Genomic DNA, 16,039 nt, shown 5'->3' with positions numbered 1-16,039 from the left:
TGGCCGGGTAAGGCGCAGCCGCCACCCGGCAACAACGACTCACGTTCTGCGAAACGCCACCAGCGTCACCACGATCCCCACCACCGCGGAAACCGCACCGGCCAGGAAGACGGACGGATAGCCAAACGAGGTGGCTAACACCCCGGCCAGCGGCCCGGTTACCCCGTATGAGATATCCTGAAACGCCGCATAGCCGCCGAGCGCCGTCCCGCGCACCTGCGGAGCCACGCGCTTCACCACTTCTACACCGAGTGCCGGGAAAATCAGAGAACAGCCGCAGCCGGTCAGCGCCGCACCAAGCAGCGCAACGGATGCCACGGGTGCATTCCACAACAGCAGAAGACCGATGGTTTCAATGACCAGCGACGCCACCGCCACCTTCACGCCGCCAAAGCGATCCGGCATCCAGCCGAAGAAGACGCGCATCAGCACAAACGCGCCGCCAAACGCGGTAAGCGTAAAACCGGCCATCGCCCAGCCGCGGCTCATAAAATAGAGCGAGACGAACGTCCCAATCACCGCAAAACCCACGCCCTGCAGCGCCAGGCCCAGGCCCGGCTGCCAGATTTGGCCGACCACGCTCCACAGGGAAGGACGCTCGCCTTTGTGCGCAGGCACCTTACGCACCGAGCCGTTAAACGCCCATGCCGCCAGCGGCAGCGCCATGGTGGTGGCAGCCAGCGCCGCAAAACCGAACTGGCTGTTGATCAGCAGGCCAAGCGGTGCCCCGGCGGCCAGCGCGCCGTAGATGGCCATGCCGTTCCAGGACATCACCTTGCCGGAACGTGCTGGCCCCACCAGCCCCATTCCCCAGGTCAGGGTGCCGGTCAGCAGCTGGCTTTCACCAAAGCCCAGGATTAAACGGCCCAGTACCAGCAGCGCAAATTTATACACGGCGTCTACCGGCAGAACAGCCGCCAGCAGCCATGCGCCGCCCGCCAGGCCGCAGGCAAACATCCCCTGCAGCGCCGAACGTTTGGCACCGTGCTGGTCCGCCAGCCGTCCGGCGTAGCCGCGGGTTAAAACCGTCGCTAAAAACTGGATACCCACGGCGATGCCGACCATGGTGTTGCCATAGCCCAGCTCCTGATGAACGAACAGCGGGATCACCGGCAGCGGCAGGCCAACGGTCATATAGGTCAGGAATACCGCAAAGGCGATACGGAACAGCGAGACGTTCGCTGAAGGGGTTGTTTCTGTTTGAGTTACTGCAGTCATGCTTTACTCCGAAATGAAGAGTAAGGCGGGGAAATGCCACGCCCCCTCTACCTGATTATCAGGATTAAGGTGCGTTGGTTGACGTTAAACGCTTACGCATTATCGTGAGGATAATGTTGAGTGGTGAAGTTTGCCTGTGAGATCAGCCGCTTGTCAATGCATAAAAAAGGGAGCCTTATGGCTCCCCTTTCGAATCAAACATAAAACTTATGCTTTCAGCTTACGCATGACCAGCGTGGCGTTGGTGCCGCCGAAACCGAAGCTGTTGGACATGACGGTAGTCAGCGTCGCGTCCGTTGGTTTGGTCACGATGTTCAGGCCAGCAGCCTGCTCGTCCATCTCTTCGATGTTGATGCTTGGCGCGATAAAGCCGTTTTCCAGCATCAGCAGAGAGTAGATCGCTTCCTGTACGCCAGCCGCACCCAGAGAGTGACCGGTCATGGCTTTGGTCGCGGAGATTGCCGGGCTGTTGTCGCCGAAGACTTCACGGATCGCACCCAGCTCTTTCACGTCACCTACCGGCGTAGAGGTACCGTGGGAGTTCAGGTAGTCGATTGGGGTATCAACGCCGTGCATCGCCATCTTCATGCAGCGCACCGCGCCTTCGCCGGATGGCGCAACCATGTCGGCGCCGTCGGACGTTGCGCCGTAGCCCACGATCTCAGCATAGATGTGCGCGCCACGTGCCAGAGCGTGCTCCAGCTCTTCAACCACAACCATACCGCCGCCGCCCGCGATAACGAAACCGTCACGGTGCGCATCGTAGGTACGGGAGGCTTTGTCCGGGGTCTCATTGTACTTGGTGGACAATGCGCCCATCGCGTCGAATTCACAGGCCATTTCCCAGCCCAGCTCTTCGCCGCCGCCAGCAAATACGATGTCCTGCTTACCCAGCTGGATCTGCTCAACAGCGTTACCGATACAGTGTGCGGAGGTCGCACACGCGGAGCTGATGGAGTAGTTCACACCGTGGATTTTGAACGGGGTCGCCAGGCACGCGGAAACCGCAGAACCCATGGCTTTCGTGACCACGTACGGACCTACCGCTTTCAGACCACGCGGGCTACGCATGGCGTCAGCACCGAATACCTGCGCTTTAGATGAGCCGCCGGAACCGGCAATCAGACCCACGCGCGGGTTGTTCTGATAAACCTCTTCGCTCAGGCCGGAATCTTTGATCGCTTCCTGCATGGAGAGATAAGCATAAATAGAGGCATCGTTCATGAAACGAACCACTTTGCGGTCGATCAAACCGGTGGTGTCCAGTTTGACGTTACCCCATACGTGGCTACGCATACCTGAATCTTTAAACTCTTCAGAGAAAGTGATCCCGGAGCGTCCTTCACGCAGAGATGCCAGGACTTCCTGCTGGTTATTACCGATGCTGGAAACAATGCCCAGGCCAGTAATCACTGCACGTTTCATTCAATACCTCTGTAAGTCGCACTATAGTAAGTTTCGAGTCGCACAATAGCGTACACTTGTACGCCGAACAAGTCCGATCAGACATTTTCTGCGGAAATTTGCACCGATGGACTCACATCGTTAAGATCGTGCCACTGCCTGTCAGACGAGTAACTTACGTGAAACAAAACGCTATACAACCCGCCAACCTCGAATTCAACGCTGAGGGTACACCTGTTTCCCGAGATTTTGATGACGTCTATTTTTCTAATGATAACGGACTCGAAGAAACTCGCTATGTTTTCCTCGACGGAAACCAGCTCAGCACCCGCTTCCCGGCGCACCCGCGGAGCCTGTTTGTGGTCGCGGAAAGTGGATTCGGCACCGGTCTGAATTTTTTAACCCTCTGGCAGGCGTTTAATCAGTTCCACGCTACTCACCCTGAGGCTACGCTACAAAGATTACATTTCATCAGTTTCGAAAAATTCCCGCTCACCGCGCACGATCTGCGGCTTGCCCACCAGCGCTGGCCGGAGCTTGCGCCCTGGGCAGAACAGCTTCAGGCGCAGTGGCCGCCCCACATCGGCGGCTGTCACCGTCTGATGCTGGACGGTGGACGCGTCACGCTGGACTTATGGCTCGGCGACATCAACGACCTGACCGACAGGCTCGATGATTCGATGAATCAGAAGGTCGACGCGTGGTTCCTGGACGGTTTTGCCCCTGCCAAAAACCCGGACATGTGGAGCCAGCATCTGTTTAACGCGATGGCGCGGCTGGCGCGCCCTGGGGCTACCCTTGCCACCTTCACCTCGGCGGGCTTTGTCCGCCGTGGGTTGCAGGAGGCGGGCTTTACCATGCAGAAGACCAAAGGCTTTGGCCGCAAGCGCGACATGCTGGTCGGCAGGATGGAGCAGACGCTGGACATCCCCGCTCAGACGCCCTGGTTTGCGCGCCGCGCCAGCGCATCGCGCGACGTAGCGATCGTTGGCGGTGGGATCGCCAGCGCCCTGCTCTCTCTCGCGCTGCTGCACCGGGGCTGGCAGGTGACGCTCTACTGCGCTGACGAGGCGCCCGCCAGCGGCGCGTCCGGCAACCGCCAGGGCGCGCTCTATCCGCTTTTAAGCGCACACGATCCGGCCCTGTTCCAGTTTTTCCCCGCGGCCTTTACCTTCGCCCGCCGCCTGTACGACGCGCTGCCAGTGGCATTCGACCACGACTGGTGTGGCGTGACGCAGCTCGGCTGGGATGAGAAGAGCCAGCAGAAGCTCGCGCAGATGCTGTCGCTGGGCCTGCCGGAAGAGATTGCCCGCGCGGTCAGTGCGCAAGAGGTGGCGGACACCGCTGGCGTAGAAACCGGGAGTGGGGGCATTCAGTACCCGCTCGGCGGCTGGCTGTGTCCGGCTGAACTGACCGCGGCGGTCATTGCCCTGGCGCAGTCGCGCGGGCTGACGACGCATTATGCCCACAAGGTGGAATCGCTCAGCCGGACAGAACGCTGGGATCTGCGTTTTGCTGATGGCAGGGAGGCGAGCCATGCCAGCGTTGTGCTGGCCAACGGGCATCACATCAGCCAGTTTATCCAGACAGCAGCGTTGCCGGTTTATCCGGTCGGCGGCCAGGTGAGCCACATCCCCACCGCGCCTGCGCTCGGCAAACTGCGCCAGGTGCTGTGCTATGACGGCTATCTGACGCCGCAAAATCCGTCTAACGGCCATCACTGCATCGGGGCCAGCTATCATCGTGGCGAAACGGATATGCGCTATAGCGAGGCGGATCAGTTGCAGAACCGCCAGCGCCTGATTGACTGTTTCCCGGATGCGGCGTGGGCGCAAGAGGTCGACGTTAGCGAGGGTGACGCGCGCTGCGGCGTGCGCTGCGCCACCCGCGATCATCTGCCGATGGCGGGCAACGTGCCGGACTACGAGGCGACGCTTGCGGCCTATGAGGATCTGGCTGAACACCAGGAAACCGCGGTGGCCTCACCGGTCTATCCAGAGCTGTTTATGCTGGGCGGACTGGGTTCCCGCGGGCTGTGCTCTGCCCCGCTGCTGGCCGAAGTGTTAGCCGCGCAGATGAGCGACGAGCCGATTCCGCTGGACAGGGTTACGCTTGCGGGCCTGAATACGAATCGATTATGGGTACGGAAACTGCTGAAGGGGAAGAAGGTTAAGTAAGGTGCGGCCTGGTGCCCTGACCCTCTCCCACAGGGAGAGGGGATATTCACAGGCCCGGTAAGCGCAGCGCCACCGGGCGAAAAACGATGACTTAGCGTTTAGCCTGCTGGAACAGGTTGTCCCACATGCCCAGCACCAGTGACTGGTCGCGCGGAGAGAGCTCCCCGGCCTGAATGGCTTTCTCCAGACTGCGGGTCACTTCCTCATGAACAGCGTCGGCAGAGTGATCGTCACCTGCTTCCAGCTCGGCTACCGCGAGCGTCAGGTGACCACGCAGATAACCGCTGGCGAACAGCTCATCATCGCTGGCGTGTTCCACCATGTCATCAATTAACGCCAGAATGCGTGATTCAAATTCTGCGATCATCTTCTTTCCTCTGTTAAAGATCTTCCGGCCAAGGGAAGCTTTCCGCCGCAATCGCCGGCGTGTGGTAATAATTCTGTAAGGCCTCGATCAGGCGCGCCGGACGTGCCGGGATGCCTTTCTCAAGGTATTCCATCACCTGCGCATGCACGCGGCGCTGGAAGACAATACGGTCTGGCTCGAAGTCGCCTTCGAGGTTGTCGCAGCTGACGTTGAACGGGAAACCCGCCGCCACGCAGAACAGCCATTCCAGCGCCTGCGGCTTCACTTCCACATCCTCAAACTGCCCCTGCGTCGCGGCGTCTCGCCCGTCCGGGCAGTACCAATAACCGAAGTCCACCAGCTCGCGACGCGCTTTTCCGGCGATGCACCAGTGCGAAATTTCGTGCAAACCGCTGGCGTAAAAGCCGTGCGCAAAGACGATGCGGTTATACGGAACCTCGTCATCAGCAGGAAGATAGATCGGTTCGTCGTCGCCTTTAATCAGACGGGTATTAAAATCGTCAGCAAAACAGCCGTCAAAGATCTCAATCAGCTGTTCATATTTATGCGTACTGTTCATTAGTGCATCCCCAACCAGGTGAGGATCTCCTGTCCATGGCTGTCATAAAGAAGTTTGGCGCTCATCACGGCCGAGACGATAACGATCATCGGACGGATCAGCTTTTGCCCTTTGCTTAATACCAGACGCGAGCCTGCGCGCGCGCCCAGGAACTGCCCTGCCATCATCACAAACCCGGTTGCCCAGATAACCTTGCCGCCAATGATAAACAGCAGCAGGCCGCCGACGTTCGAGGTCGCGTTGAGCACTTTGGCATGGGCGGTCGACTTGGCGAGGTTAAATCCGGCCAGCGTCACAAACGCCAGCGCGTAAAACGAGCCTGCCCCCGGGCCGAAGAAACCGTCGTAAAAGCCGACGCAGCCCCCGGCAATCAGCGCAAACGGCAGGCCGTGCAGACGACGCTGACGGTCTTCCTCGCCGAGCTTCGGCATCAGCAGGAAATAAAGCCCGATGCAGATGACCAGAACCGGCAGGATCTGGCGCAAAATATCCGACTGCACGTGCTGCACCAGCAGCGCGCCCGACGTGGAACCGATAAAGGTCATCAGGATATTGAGCTTCTGGTCTGCCAGGCTCACCACCTTACGGCGGATAAAATAGAGCGACGCTGAGAGCGAGCCGCCGCAGGCCTGCAGCTTGTTGGTGGCAAGCGCCTGCGCCGGGCTCATGCCCGCCGCCAGCAGCGCGGGTACGGTTAATAGCCCGCCGCCGCCCGCAAGGGCATCAATAAAACCGGCCAGCATAGCCACAAAGAACAGCACAACCAGCAGCAGCGGTGACACCATAAACAGATCGACGAAATTATCCATTAAAGTACATGCTCATCCAGTAGCGCCTGGCAGGAAGGCGGCAACGGAGGCGGTGTCTTCTTCTCAGGCTTAGAGGTTCCAGGTTTTGCTGGTTCAAACCAGCTTTGCAGTTCCGCACCACAGCCATCGCCTGGCGGCGGTAGCGGCTGATCTTCGCATTCCAGGCTGTTCGCCGGGCAGCGCAGACGAACGTGCATGTGCGCACGATGCTGGAACCACGGGCGCACTTTGCGCAACCAGTCGCGATCGGTTCCCTCATCGAGGCACAGCTGTTGCTTGATAGCCGGGTTGACGAAGATCCGCGTGACGTCGTTATCTTTTGCCGCCAGCTTAATCAGGCTGAAGATATCCGGCGTCCACAGTGAGGGCACAACGCGCTTACCGTCGCTCGACACCAGATCCAGCGCCTGCGGTTTCAGCAACTGGGCTGAACTCCAGCGTGCTTTAGGCAGCTGCAGGAAGATATCGACATCCAGTCCGGTCTGGTGACTGGCGTGTCCACCGTTAAAACGCCCGCCCGCAGGCATCCCCATATCGCCGATCAGCATCGTGCCCAGCCCCAGATTATGCACCTGGTTTCCCAGCCGCTGGATGAACAGCACCAGATCCGGGTGGCCGAAGTAACGACGCTGGTCGGTACGCATCACCTGATAGGTATCCGATTGCAGCGGAAGTTCCTGCGCGCCGACGATACAGCCGTTGGAAAAGGCGCCGATGGACTGCGCGCTCCCTGCCACCGGATGGGTGATTTTTTGCCACGGCGTAGCGGCCAGACTGGCTCCACTGGCAAGCAGCGCCAGCAGAGCAATTGCGGTTTTTTTCATGTTTACCAGCGTGGAATGGTGGTCGTCACATCCGCATTCTGCGCGCGCTGGCGCAGGAAGTGATCCATCAGCACGATCGCCAGCATCGCTTCTGCGATCGGCACCGCGCGGATCCCCACGCACGGATCGTGACGTCCTTTAGTGATCATCTCAACTTCTTCGCCATCGCGGTTAATCGTGTGGCCCGGCACGGTAATGCTTGAAGTTGGTTTCAGCGCGATGTTGGCAATAATCTGCTGCCCGCTGCTGATCCCGCCCAGAATGCCGCCCGCGTGGTTGCTCTGGAAGCCCGCTTTCGTGATTTCGTCGCGATTCTGGCTGCCGCGCAGGGATACCACGTCAAAACCGTCGCCAATCTCAACGCCCTTCACCGCGTTGATGCTCATCAGCGCGTGCGCGATGTCGGCGTCGAGACGGTCAAATACCGGCTCGCCCCAGCCTGGCGGGACGCCGTCGGCCACGACGGTGATTTTCGCCCCAATGGAGTCGCCCTCTTTTTTCAGACCGCGCATCAGTTCGTCCAGCGCGTCCAGCTTGTCGGCATCCGCACAGAAGAACGGGTTTTGCTCGACCTGATCCCAGTCTTTGATCGCCAGCGGAATGTCGCCCATCTGGGTCAGACAGCCGCGGATCACGATGCCAAATTTCTGCTGCAGGTATTTCTTAGCAATGGCGCCAGCCGCCACGCGCATCGCGGTTTCACGCGCGGAGGAACGTCCGCCGCCGCGATAGTCGCGGAAGCCGTACTTTTGTTCGTAGGTGTAGTCGGCATGGCCTGGACGGAACACGTCCTTGATGGCGCCGTAGTCCTGGGAGCGCTGATCGGTGTTTTCAATCAGCAGACCAATGCTGGTGCCGGTGGTACGGCCTTCAAAGACGCCGGAGAGAATTTTGACCTGGTCCGGCTCGCGACGCTGCGTGGTGTAGCGAGAGGTGCCCGGACGACGACGGTCGAGGTCGTGCTGCAAATCGGCTTCGGTCAGTTCGATGCCTGGCGGTACGCCATCAACGATACAGCCCAGCGCCAGCCCGTGCGACTCGCCAAAGGTGGTCACGCGGAATACCTGTCCAATACTGTTTCCTGCCATCACGGCTCCGATGTTGTTGTTTGTGTTTGAGCGTTGTGAAACGGGCCGAAGCCCGCTGGATTAATCTTTATAGATGCTGAAGTGTTCGCGCGCGTCGAGCAGCTGCGCTTTGGTCAGCATAAAGACGCCGTCACCGCCGTTGTCGAACTCAAGCCAGGTGAACGGCACATCCGGATACTGCTCTATCAGATGTACCATGCTGTTGCCCACTTCACAAATCAGAACGCCGTCATCGGTCAGATAATCCGGCGCGCAGGCCAGAATGCGGCGGGTCAGCTTCAGGCCGTCAGAGCCTGACGCCAGACCCAGCTCCGGCTCGTGGCGGTATTCGTTCGGCAGATCGGACATGTCTTCCGCATCGACGTACGGCGGATTGGTGACGATCAGATCGTACTGCAGCGTCGGCAGATCGCGGAACAGATCGGAGCGAATTGGCGTGACGTGATGGATCAGGCCGTGCTCTTCAATATTGTGCTCGGTCACGGCCAGCGCGTCGGTGGAGATATCAACCGCGTCCACTTCCGCTTCCGGGAAGGCGTAAGCGCAGGCAATGGCGATACAGCCGCTCCCGGTACACATATCCAGAATGTGCTGCGGCTGATGGCCGATCAGGCCTTCAAAGTGGTTGTTGATCAGCTCACCAATCGGCGAGCGCGGCACCAGCACGCGTTCATCGACATAGAACTCGTGGCCGCAGAACCAGGCTTTGTTGGTCAGATAGGCGACCGGAATACGCTCGTTCACGCGACGGATCACGCGCTCAACGATGCGGTGTTTTTCGCTCGAGGTCAGGCGCGCGGTGCGCATGTCTTCCGGAATATCCAGCGGCAGGTAGAGGGACGGCAGCACCAGCTGCACGGCTTCATCCCACGGGTTGTCGGTACCGTGTCCGTACCAGATATTGGCGGCGCTGAAGCGGCTAACCGACCAGCGCAACATGTCCTGTATGGTATGCAGCTCGTTTACTGCTTCATCGACAAATATTTTATCCACTCTTTCCTCCAGGGCATGCTCGCATAATTTTCGGCGCTAGTTTGCCATGAAGACGGCGATAAATCAGCAATGACGCGTACCGCTTGAGGTTAAAAAATGCGTTTAGTCGGGTACACTATCGGAAATACGAGATGAGAATGACGAATGAAAAAGAAAACATCGCTCAGCGAGGAGGATCAGGCGCTCTTCCGCCAGCTGATGACCGGGACGCGGAAAATCGCGCAGGACACGATTGTTCATCGCCCGCAGCGTAAAAAAATCAGCGAAGTCCCGGTCAAACGGCTGCTGCAGGAGCAGGCCGATAACAGCCACTACTTTTCAGACGAGTTTCAGCCGCTGCTTAATACCCAGGGCGCGGTGAAATACGTGCGCGAGGACGTCAGCCATTTCGAACTGAAAAAGTTACGCCGGGGAGATTATTCGCCGGAGCTGTTTCTGGATCTGCACGGCTTAACGCAAATGCAGGCGAAACAGGAGCTGGGGGCGTTGATTGCCGCCTGTCGCCGCGAACATGTTTTTTGCGCCTGCGTGATGCATGGCCACGGGAAACATATCCTTAAGCAACAGACGCCGCTGTGGCTGGCTCAGCACCCACACGTAATGGCGTTTCATCAGGCACCGAAAGAGTACGGCGGAGATGCCGCCTTGCTGGTATTGATTGAAGTTGAGGAGTGGCAGCCGCCAGAGTTGCCCTGAAAGAGGGGCGGGAAAGATATAGCACCCCGCCCTGTCACACGTCACGTCAGATCGCTTTTGCCATCTTCAGGTTGCACGGGCTCATTTGCCAGTTGAAGACCCCTTTGCCGGTTTCGTCGAGGGTGACGTTGGCAATCGCGGAAGTGGTGAACATAGGCGGCGTTTCGCCCGGGCACAGCTCAGATACCAGATAGCCGACCAGCGGCAGGTGGGAAATGACCAGTGCGGAAGCGACACCTTCATTGCACAGCGCCTGAAGATAAGCGCTGACAAGGCCGACATCACCGCATGGTGTCAGTTCGGGGAGAACATCCACACTGGACGGCAGGTTCATACACTCCCCTACCACATCCAGCGTCTGTTCTGCACGCAGGAACGGACTCACAAGAACGCGTTCAATGTCCACTTTTTGACCTTTAAGCCAGGTTGCCATCAGACGGGATTCGTCGCAGCCACAGACGGTTAAAGGACGTACTGAGTCACTGGCGGCATCGAGTGCCGCGTCGCCGTGACGCATGATGAAAACTTGCATATTGCACCGCTTTTGTTAACCAGAATCACCGGCGTTAACTACCCGCGATAAATGCTAAGAGGTAGAAAACCCGATGGCCGGGCATTGTGCCTGATCCATTCGATGAATGAAACGCTGTTTTTTACCTCAATGGCGTAAGTATAGTCAATCTCTGTTTACAAAATCGCCAGAACAGGTTCATTCACCTCAGGATTTACCCTTCTTTGACTTCAGTTTACGAAATCAGTTTCCCGTGCAGGCCAAAATGTCTGGCCCCGTTCCGCCATCTGCAATAATTCGTCACACGGTGTAAACCGTGGGCCATATTGCGAGGCCAGACGTTGCAAAATGGCAACCACTTCACCCGCGCCGAGTGTATCCATGTAGCGGAACGGGCCGCCAAGGAACGGCGGAAAACCAATACCAAATACCGCGCCGATGTCGCCATCGCGTGCGCTCTTGATTACCTGCTCACCAAAGCAGCGCGCCGCTTCATTGAGCATCATCATCACGCAACGTTCAGCGCACTGAACGGCAGACAGTTTTCCCTGACCGGTGGTCGAAATAAGCCCATAAACCGAAGGGTCGACCTGTTTCTTGCTTTTACGCCCTTTCGCGCCGTAAAGATAGAAACCGCGTTCATTTTTTCTGCCTTTGCGATCGTCCTTCAAAATTGCAGAAACAATGTTTGCAGGCGGGCTAAAACGATCGCCATAAGCCTCCTCCAGCACAGGTATAATTTTAGTGCCGGTGTCTATTCCCACCTCATCCAAAAGTTGGATTGGGCCAACGGGGAAACCAAACTTTACCAGCGCCTTGTCGACGTGCTCGATCTTCTCGCCTTCCGTCAGCAGCCGCATGGCTTCATTAATACAGGGCGCCAGAATACGGTTGACGTAGAAGCCGGCTTTATCTGCGACCACGATCGGCGTTTTACCCTGCTTCTTCGCAAGTTTGACTACCGTGGCGATGGTTTGCGGACTGGTGGTCGCGTGTGGAATAACTTCCACCAGCGGCATTTTTTCTACCGGGCTAAAGAAGTGCAGCCCGATCACCTGCTCCGGACGCGCGGCTTTCGCCGCGATATCGCCAATCGGTAATGACGACGTGTTGGAGGCAAAAATGGTATGCGGGGCGCAATGCTGCTCAACGTCTGCCACCATCTGCTGCTTAAGCGCCAGATCCTCAAACACCGCTTCAATCACCAGATCGCGGTGCGCAAAACCGCTGTAATCCGTCGTACCGGAGATCATTGCCAGGGTTTTATCACGCTCGCTTGCCTTGATATGGCGGCGTTTGACCTTTTGATCAAGGTTCTGCCAGCTGTACTGCAGCGCGTGGTTGATTCCCTTAGGGTTAATGTCTTTGATGCGTACCGGCAATTTGCCTTTGCTGGCGCTAACAAAAGCGATACCGCCGCCCATGAGCCCCCCACCCAGTACGCCAATGGCACGCAGCGGCGCAGGCTCCGCCTTGCTGCCGGGATCTTTTTTGACGTCAGTGCTGGCGAAGAAGATGCTGCGCAATGCCTGTGACTGCGGCGTCATCGCCAGTTCACCAAAGGCTTTGGCCTCCGCGGCATAGCCGCTGCTGCTGCCCTGCGACAGCCCGGTTTCGATCACGTCGAGGATCCGCTTTGCCGCCGGGTAATTGCCTTTGGTTTTTTGTTCGGTCTTTTTGCCCACCATATTGAACAGGAGCGTTCTCCCCAGCGGACCGGCCAGCACGCGCTCGCGAACCGGCAGAGGACGTTTTGCCTGACGCCCTTTCAGCGCAAGCTCAACGGCGGCCTCCAGCAAAATGGACTGCGGCACGACGTCATCGACCAGACCGGCTTTCAGCGCCTGACGGGCACGCAGCTGTTTACCGGTTAAGATCATCTCCAACGCCGTGCTGACGCCCACCAGCCGCGGCAGACGCTGCGTTCCGCCAGAACCTGGCAGCAGGCCCAGCTGCACTTCCGGCAGGCCCAGAATGGTTTTCGCATCGTCAGTACAGATGCGGCTGTGGCAGGCCAGCGCCAGCTCCAGCCCACCGCCCAGACACGCACCGTGGATCGCTGCGATGACCGGGATTGGGAGACCGTTGATCTCCGACATCACCTGCTGGCCCTGACGCGCCAGCTCTTCGGCTTCCAGCGCGCTTTGCGCCCGGGCAATCATGTTGATATCCGCCCCGGCGATAAAGTTGTCGGGTTTGGCAGAGATAAACACCAGGCCGCGAATGGCTTTGTTCTCGCGGATCTGCTTTAGCATCGCGCGCACCTGAACGCCAAATTCGGCCTTCAGGGTATTCATCTTTTCATCAGGTACATCAATAGTGATAACGGCCACGTTATCGAGGCGAACCGTCAGATTAAATGCAGATGGCATATCCATTATTCAGCCTCCAGAACCATTGCTGCGCCAAGGCCGCCCGCCGCACAGGCGGTAACAAGGCCAAACCCACCGCCACGGCGACGGAGTTCATGTAATGTTTGCGTGATCATCCTCGCCCCTGTAGCGGCAAACGGATGACCGTAGGCGATAGAGCCACCCAGCACGTTGAATTTACTCTGATCCACTTCGCCCGTGGCATGCGCGCGGCCCAGCACATCACGTGCGAAACGCTCGCTTGCCAGCAGCTGGACGTTTGCCAGGGTTTGCGCGGCAAACGCTTCGTGCATATCAATCAGGGTTAAATCAGCCAGCGTCAGCCCCGCGCGATCCAGCGCCAGCGGCGTGGACCATGCCGGACCTAACAGCATGTCCTGCCAGACGTCAATGGCGGTGAAGGCGTAGCTGCGTAAATAACCCAGGGGAGTAATGCCCAGCTCTTTTGCACGGGATTCGGTCATCAGGATCACGGCGGCAGCCCCGTCCGTCAGCGGCGTACTGTTCGCCGCCGTCACGGTGCCGTGCTTGCGGTCAAACGCCGGGCGCAGTTTGGCGTAATCCGCCAGCGTTGACGTGCCACGAATATTGTTATCTTCCGCAAGCGGTTCGCGATAGGGCGGAATATAGGCGGTCATGACCTCATCGGTCAGCTTGCCTTCCGACCAGGCTTTTGCCGCAAGCTGATGTGAACGATGCGCCAGCGCATCCTGCTGTTCACGCGTAATGCCGTAGGTTTTGGCCATCTGCTCGGCGGTGTCGCCCATGCGCAGGCCGGTGGAGTATTCCGCGACGGCAGGAGGTACAGGCATCAGGTCGCGCAGACGTAAACGCGAGAAGAGTTTGAGTTTCTGACCCGTCGTACGGGCTTTGTTGGCATCCACCAGGATGCGCGCCAGCTTTTTACTGACCCCAATTGGCAGTACCGAAGAGGAGTCCGCTCCCCCCGCTATCCCGGCGCGAATGGTGCCCGCCATCAGGCTTTCGGCGACGTTAGCCACGGCCTGGAAACTGGTTGCGCAGGCGCGGCTGACGCTGTAGGCGTCGGTATGAACATTCATCCCGGTACCGAGGACGATTTCCCGCGCAATGTTGGGGGCTTCAGGCATCTGCACGACCTGGCCGAAGACCAGCTGTTCGATGACCTCCGGCGGAATTTCGCTGCGAGCCAGCATCTCCCCCACTACCATTTTCCCCAGGTCGACGGCCGGTATGCCATGAAACGCCGTTGCCTGACGCGCAAATGGCGTGCGCAATCCACTGACTATGGCAATGCGATCGCCCTGACGGGTAATAAGCGGTAATGCCTGACTCATAACACTCCCCTGTAAAAAAATATTCGCAAACACTAAGTGGTCTGACCTGATAATAGTCTTAACCATTTTTTTACATTCAGCCAATCGGGGAAACGAAAAAGTGCGAGCTAAGACACAGAGAAGAAAAAGAAAATGCCCCTGCATGGCAGGGGCATTTGTGCGGTATGTTGCCGGGTGCGCAAGGTAAAAGCAAAACGGTAACCCGTAGGTTACCGTTTTTAATGCTTGCGCCCTCTCCCGTGGGAGAGGGTCGGGGTGAGGGCATCAGGCCGCAGAAATTAACGCAGACCCAGCTGGAAAATCAGCGTTTCAGCTTCACAGGCAAAAACAAAGTCGATGTCCAGCTTCACGCCGCCTTCCACTTCGGTAAAGGTCGACTTGATTTCACACGGATCGGATTCAACATCACGCGCACGCTTGCTCAGCGCGGCCAGGGTCTCTTCCGCTTCGGCGCGGTTGGTGAACACACGGCTGTAAGACGCGGTGCAATCGGAGTTGTCCATGATGGTGCCAACATCCATACAGCAGCAAACCGGGGTTTCATCAGCACTGCATTTACTCATAGCTCAATTTCCTCTGTATTCGCGCAGCGCGCGAGATAAACACGATGCTGCTATTTTACGCCCCGGCGCGGGCTCTCTCCAGCCGTTAATGGCGCAAAATCGGATAAGTGACCAATATCACACTAAAAAATGATCTAAAACAAAAACCACCCTTTTGGGTGAGTCGCGATGGTCACAATTTTGCCAACCAGATCTCGTTTCACGAAACATGTTTGAAAATATTAATAAACAAACTTGCAACACTCAGGCTGGTCGGACCTATACTCTGGCCACTGGTCTGATTTGTCTGTCATACCTCAGACCCTACACTTCGCGCTCCTGTTACGGTATGTAACAATTATTGAATAAAAATAACTCAATGAGGTTATGGTCATGAGCCAGAAAACCCTGTTCAACAAGACTGCGCTGGCAGTCGCAGTGGCACTCGTCTCCACTTCCGCATGGTCAGCGGGCTTTCAGTTAAACGAATTTTCTTCCTCTGGCCTTGGCCGCGCGTATTCAGGGGAAGGCGCTATCGCTGATGATGCGGGTAACGCAAGTCGTAACCCCGCATTGATCATGATGTTTGATCGTCCGACCTTCTCTGCCGGTGCGATTTTCGTTGATCCGGGCGTTGATATTACGGGCCGTTCACCTACCGGTGCCAGTCTGAATTCAGATAACATCGCGCCAACGGCGTGGGTGCCAAACATGCATTTCGTGGCGCCTATTAACGAACAGTTTGGTTGGGGTGCCTCCGTGACCTCTAACTACGGTTTAGCGACCGAGTTTGGTGATAACTATGCCGCAGGGGCATTTGGCGGTAAAACCGATCTGGAAACCCTGAACCTAAACCTCAGCGGTGCTTACCGTCTGGATAGCCACTGGAGCTTCGGCGTTGGCTTTGATGCTGTGTATGCCAAAGCGAAAATCGAACGTTACGCGGGCGACCTGGGCAAAGTCGTTGCTGGCTCAGGTGCACTGCCGCCTGCCCTGGCGCGTCAAGTTGCGGGTATCCCAGCAGACACTCAGATCGCTTATCTGAAGGGCGATGAGTGGGGCTTTGGCTGGAACGCCGGTATCCTGTATGAACTTGATAAAAACAACCGTTACGGCTTTACCTACCGTTCTGAAGTGGTCAACAAAAACTGGCCACCGCGTTA

The 16,039-nt window shown here is 57.8% G+C and carries 15 protein-coding genes; 3 read left to right on the top strand and 12 right to left on the bottom strand.

All coding sequences use genetic code 11. The annotated features are described in order from the left end of the window. Positions 1-39: 39 nt before the first annotated feature. Together HMPREF3143_RS06950 and fabB are read right to left on the bottom strand one after the other, a co-directional pair. Positions 40-1,218, bottom strand: a complete 1,179-nt coding sequence (locus tag HMPREF3143_RS06950) for an MFS transporter (protein WP_070532401.1) — start codon at positions 1,216-1,218, stop codon at positions 40-42. A gap of 207 nt (positions 1,219-1,425) precedes the next feature. Then, entirely contained in the window at positions 1,426-2,643 is a 1,218-nt protein-coding gene (gene fabB, locus HMPREF3143_RS06945; protein ID WP_008502605.1) for a beta-ketoacyl-ACP synthase I, read from the bottom strand. Between the two features lie 158 nt (positions 2,644-2,801). Here fabB and mnmC point away from each other — a divergent pair, with 158 nt between their 5' ends. Next, positions 2,802-4,799: a bifunctional tRNA (5-methylaminomethyl-2-thiouridine)(34)-methyltransferase MnmC2/FAD-dependent 5-carboxymethylaminomethyl-2-thiouridine(34) oxidoreductase MnmC1 gene (mnmC, locus tag HMPREF3143_RS06940; protein ID WP_070532397.1), complete on the top strand. Its 1,998-nt coding sequence runs from the start codon at positions 2,802-2,804 to the stop codon at positions 4,797-4,799. A 91-nt stretch (positions 4,800-4,890) separates the two neighbouring features. On the opposite strand, the gene HMPREF3143_RS06935 is transcribed toward mnmC, so the two are convergent. From HMPREF3143_RS06935 to prmB, 6 genes are read right to left on the bottom strand one after another with little or no spacing between them, the layout of a single operon-like run. After that, on the bottom strand, positions 4,891-5,166 hold the full coding sequence (locus tag HMPREF3143_RS06935) for a YfcL family protein (protein ID WP_008502607.1): 276 nt from the start codon (positions 5,164-5,166) through the stop codon (positions 4,891-4,893). A gap of 13 nt (positions 5,167-5,179) precedes the next feature. Beyond that, complete coding sequence (locus HMPREF3143_RS06930; protein WP_008502608.1) at positions 5,180-5,725, bottom strand: elongation factor P hydroxylase; 546 nt, start codon at positions 5,723-5,725, stop codon at positions 5,180-5,182. Next, complete coding sequence (locus HMPREF3143_RS06925) at positions 5,725-6,534, bottom strand: sulfite exporter TauE/SafE family protein (RefSeq protein WP_008502609.1); 810 nt, start codon at positions 6,532-6,534, stop codon at positions 5,725-5,727. The genes HMPREF3143_RS06930 and HMPREF3143_RS06925 overlap by 1 nt, the downstream gene beginning before the upstream one ends. Then, the gene (gene mepA / locus HMPREF3143_RS06920) at positions 6,534-7,358 is read right to left on the bottom strand and encodes a penicillin-insensitive murein endopeptidase (RefSeq protein ID WP_008502610.1); all 825 of its coding nucleotides are present in this window, start codon (positions 7,356-7,358) and stop codon (positions 6,534-6,536) included. The genes HMPREF3143_RS06925 and mepA overlap by 1 nt, the downstream gene beginning before the upstream one ends. Positions 7,359-7,360: 2 nt before the next feature. Next, positions 7,361-8,446: a chorismate synthase gene (gene aroC, locus HMPREF3143_RS06915; RefSeq protein ID WP_070532394.1), complete on the bottom strand. Its 1,086-nt coding sequence runs from the start codon at positions 8,444-8,446 to the stop codon at positions 7,361-7,363. Between the two features lie 60 nt (positions 8,447-8,506). After that, entirely contained in the window at positions 8,507-9,439 is a 933-nt protein-coding gene (gene prmB / locus HMPREF3143_RS06910) for a 50S ribosomal protein L3 N(5)-glutamine methyltransferase (protein ID WP_008502612.1), read from the bottom strand. Positions 9,440-9,583: 144 nt separating this feature from the next. Between prmB and smrB the strand changes: the two genes are divergently transcribed. Continuing rightward, positions 9,584-10,135, top strand: a complete 552-nt coding sequence (gene smrB / locus HMPREF3143_RS06905; RefSeq protein WP_008502613.1) for an endonuclease SmrB — start codon at positions 9,584-9,586, stop codon at positions 10,133-10,135. A 46-nt stretch (positions 10,136-10,181) separates the two neighbouring features. Here smrB and sixA read toward each other — a convergent pair whose 3' ends face one another. The 4 genes from sixA to HMPREF3143_RS06885 all read right to left on the bottom strand — a co-directional run bounded on the left by sixA (position 10,182) and on the right by HMPREF3143_RS06885 (position 14,897). After that, positions 10,182-10,667 carry a phosphohistidine phosphatase SixA gene (gene sixA, locus HMPREF3143_RS06900; RefSeq protein ID WP_014884683.1) on the bottom strand — a complete coding sequence of 162 codons (486 nt, stop codon included), beginning with the start codon at positions 10,665-10,667 and terminating at the stop codon, positions 10,182-10,184. 209 nt (positions 10,668-10,876) lie between these two features. Continuing rightward, a complete protein-coding gene (gene fadJ / locus HMPREF3143_RS06895) occupies positions 10,877-13,024 on the bottom strand; it encodes a fatty acid oxidation complex subunit alpha FadJ (RefSeq protein ID WP_070532389.1) in 2,148 nt (715 codons plus the stop codon). Next, complete coding sequence (gene fadI / locus HMPREF3143_RS06890; RefSeq protein WP_021241580.1) at positions 13,024-14,334, bottom strand: acetyl-CoA C-acyltransferase FadI; 1,311 nt, start codon at positions 14,332-14,334, stop codon at positions 13,024-13,026. The genes fadJ and fadI overlap by 1 nt, the downstream gene beginning before the upstream one ends. Positions 14,335-14,612: 278 nt before the next feature. Beyond that, positions 14,613-14,897: a YfcZ/YiiS family protein gene (locus tag HMPREF3143_RS06885; RefSeq protein ID WP_023294142.1), complete on the bottom strand. Its 285-nt coding sequence runs from the start codon at positions 14,895-14,897 to the stop codon at positions 14,613-14,615. 372 nt (positions 14,898-15,269) lie between these two features. Between HMPREF3143_RS06885 and HMPREF3143_RS06880 the strand changes: the two genes are divergently transcribed. After that, positions 15,270-16,039, top strand: a 770-nt coding sequence (locus HMPREF3143_RS06880) for an outer membrane protein transport protein (protein WP_175441110.1), incomplete at its 3' end; no start/stop codon positions are given.

Source organism: Enterobacter sp. HMSC16D10 (assembly GCF_001807145.1).
Classification (GTDB): Bacteria; Pseudomonadota; Gammaproteobacteria; order Enterobacterales; family Enterobacteriaceae; genus Enterobacter; species Enterobacter roggenkampii.
This window is presented reverse-complemented; position numbering and strand designations above follow the sequence as displayed.

What these genes read in the sequence shown, in the direction of transcription:
- HMPREF3143_RS06950 (WP_070532401.1), bottom strand. Translation starts at nt 1,218, where the DNA reads ATGACTGCAGTAACTCAAACAGAAACAACCCCTTCAGCGAACGTCTCG.
- fabB (WP_008502605.1), bottom strand. Translation starts at nt 2,643, where the DNA reads ATGAAACGTGCAGTGATTACTGGCCTGGGCATTGTTTCCAGCATCGGT.
- HMPREF3143_RS06935 (WP_008502607.1), bottom strand. Translation starts at nt 5,166, where the DNA reads ATGATCGCAGAATTTGAATCACGCATTCTGGCGTTAATTGATGACATG.
- HMPREF3143_RS06930 (WP_008502608.1), bottom strand. Translation starts at nt 5,725, where the DNA reads ATGAACAGTACGCATAAATATGAACAGCTGATTGAGATCTTTGACGGC.
- HMPREF3143_RS06925 (WP_008502609.1), bottom strand. Translation starts at nt 6,534, where the DNA reads ATGGATAATTTCGTCGATCTGTTTATGGTGTCACCGCTGCTGCTGGTT.
- mepA (WP_008502610.1), bottom strand. Translation starts at nt 7,358, where the DNA reads ATGAAAAAAACCGCAATTGCTCTGCTGGCGCTGCTTGCCAGTGGAGCC.
- aroC (WP_070532394.1), bottom strand. Translation starts at nt 8,446, where the DNA reads ATGGCAGGAAACAGTATTGGACAGGTATTCCGCGTGACCACCTTTGGC.
- smrB (WP_008502613.1), top strand. Translation starts at nt 9,584, where the DNA reads ATGAAAAAGAAAACATCGCTCAGCGAGGAGGATCAGGCGCTCTTCCGC.
- sixA (WP_014884683.1), bottom strand. Translation starts at nt 10,667, where the DNA reads ATGCAAGTTTTCATCATGCGTCACGGCGACGCGGCACTCGATGCCGCC.
- fadJ (WP_070532389.1), bottom strand. Translation starts at nt 13,024, where the DNA reads ATGGATATGCCATCTGCATTTAATCTGACGGTTCGCCTCGATAACGTG.
- fadI (WP_021241580.1), bottom strand. Translation starts at nt 14,334, where the DNA reads ATGAGTCAGGCATTACCGCTTATTACCCGTCAGGGCGATCGCATTGCC.
- HMPREF3143_RS06885 (WP_023294142.1), bottom strand. Translation starts at nt 14,897, where the DNA reads ATGAGTAAATGCAGTGCTGATGAAACCCCGGTTTGCTGCTGTATGGAT.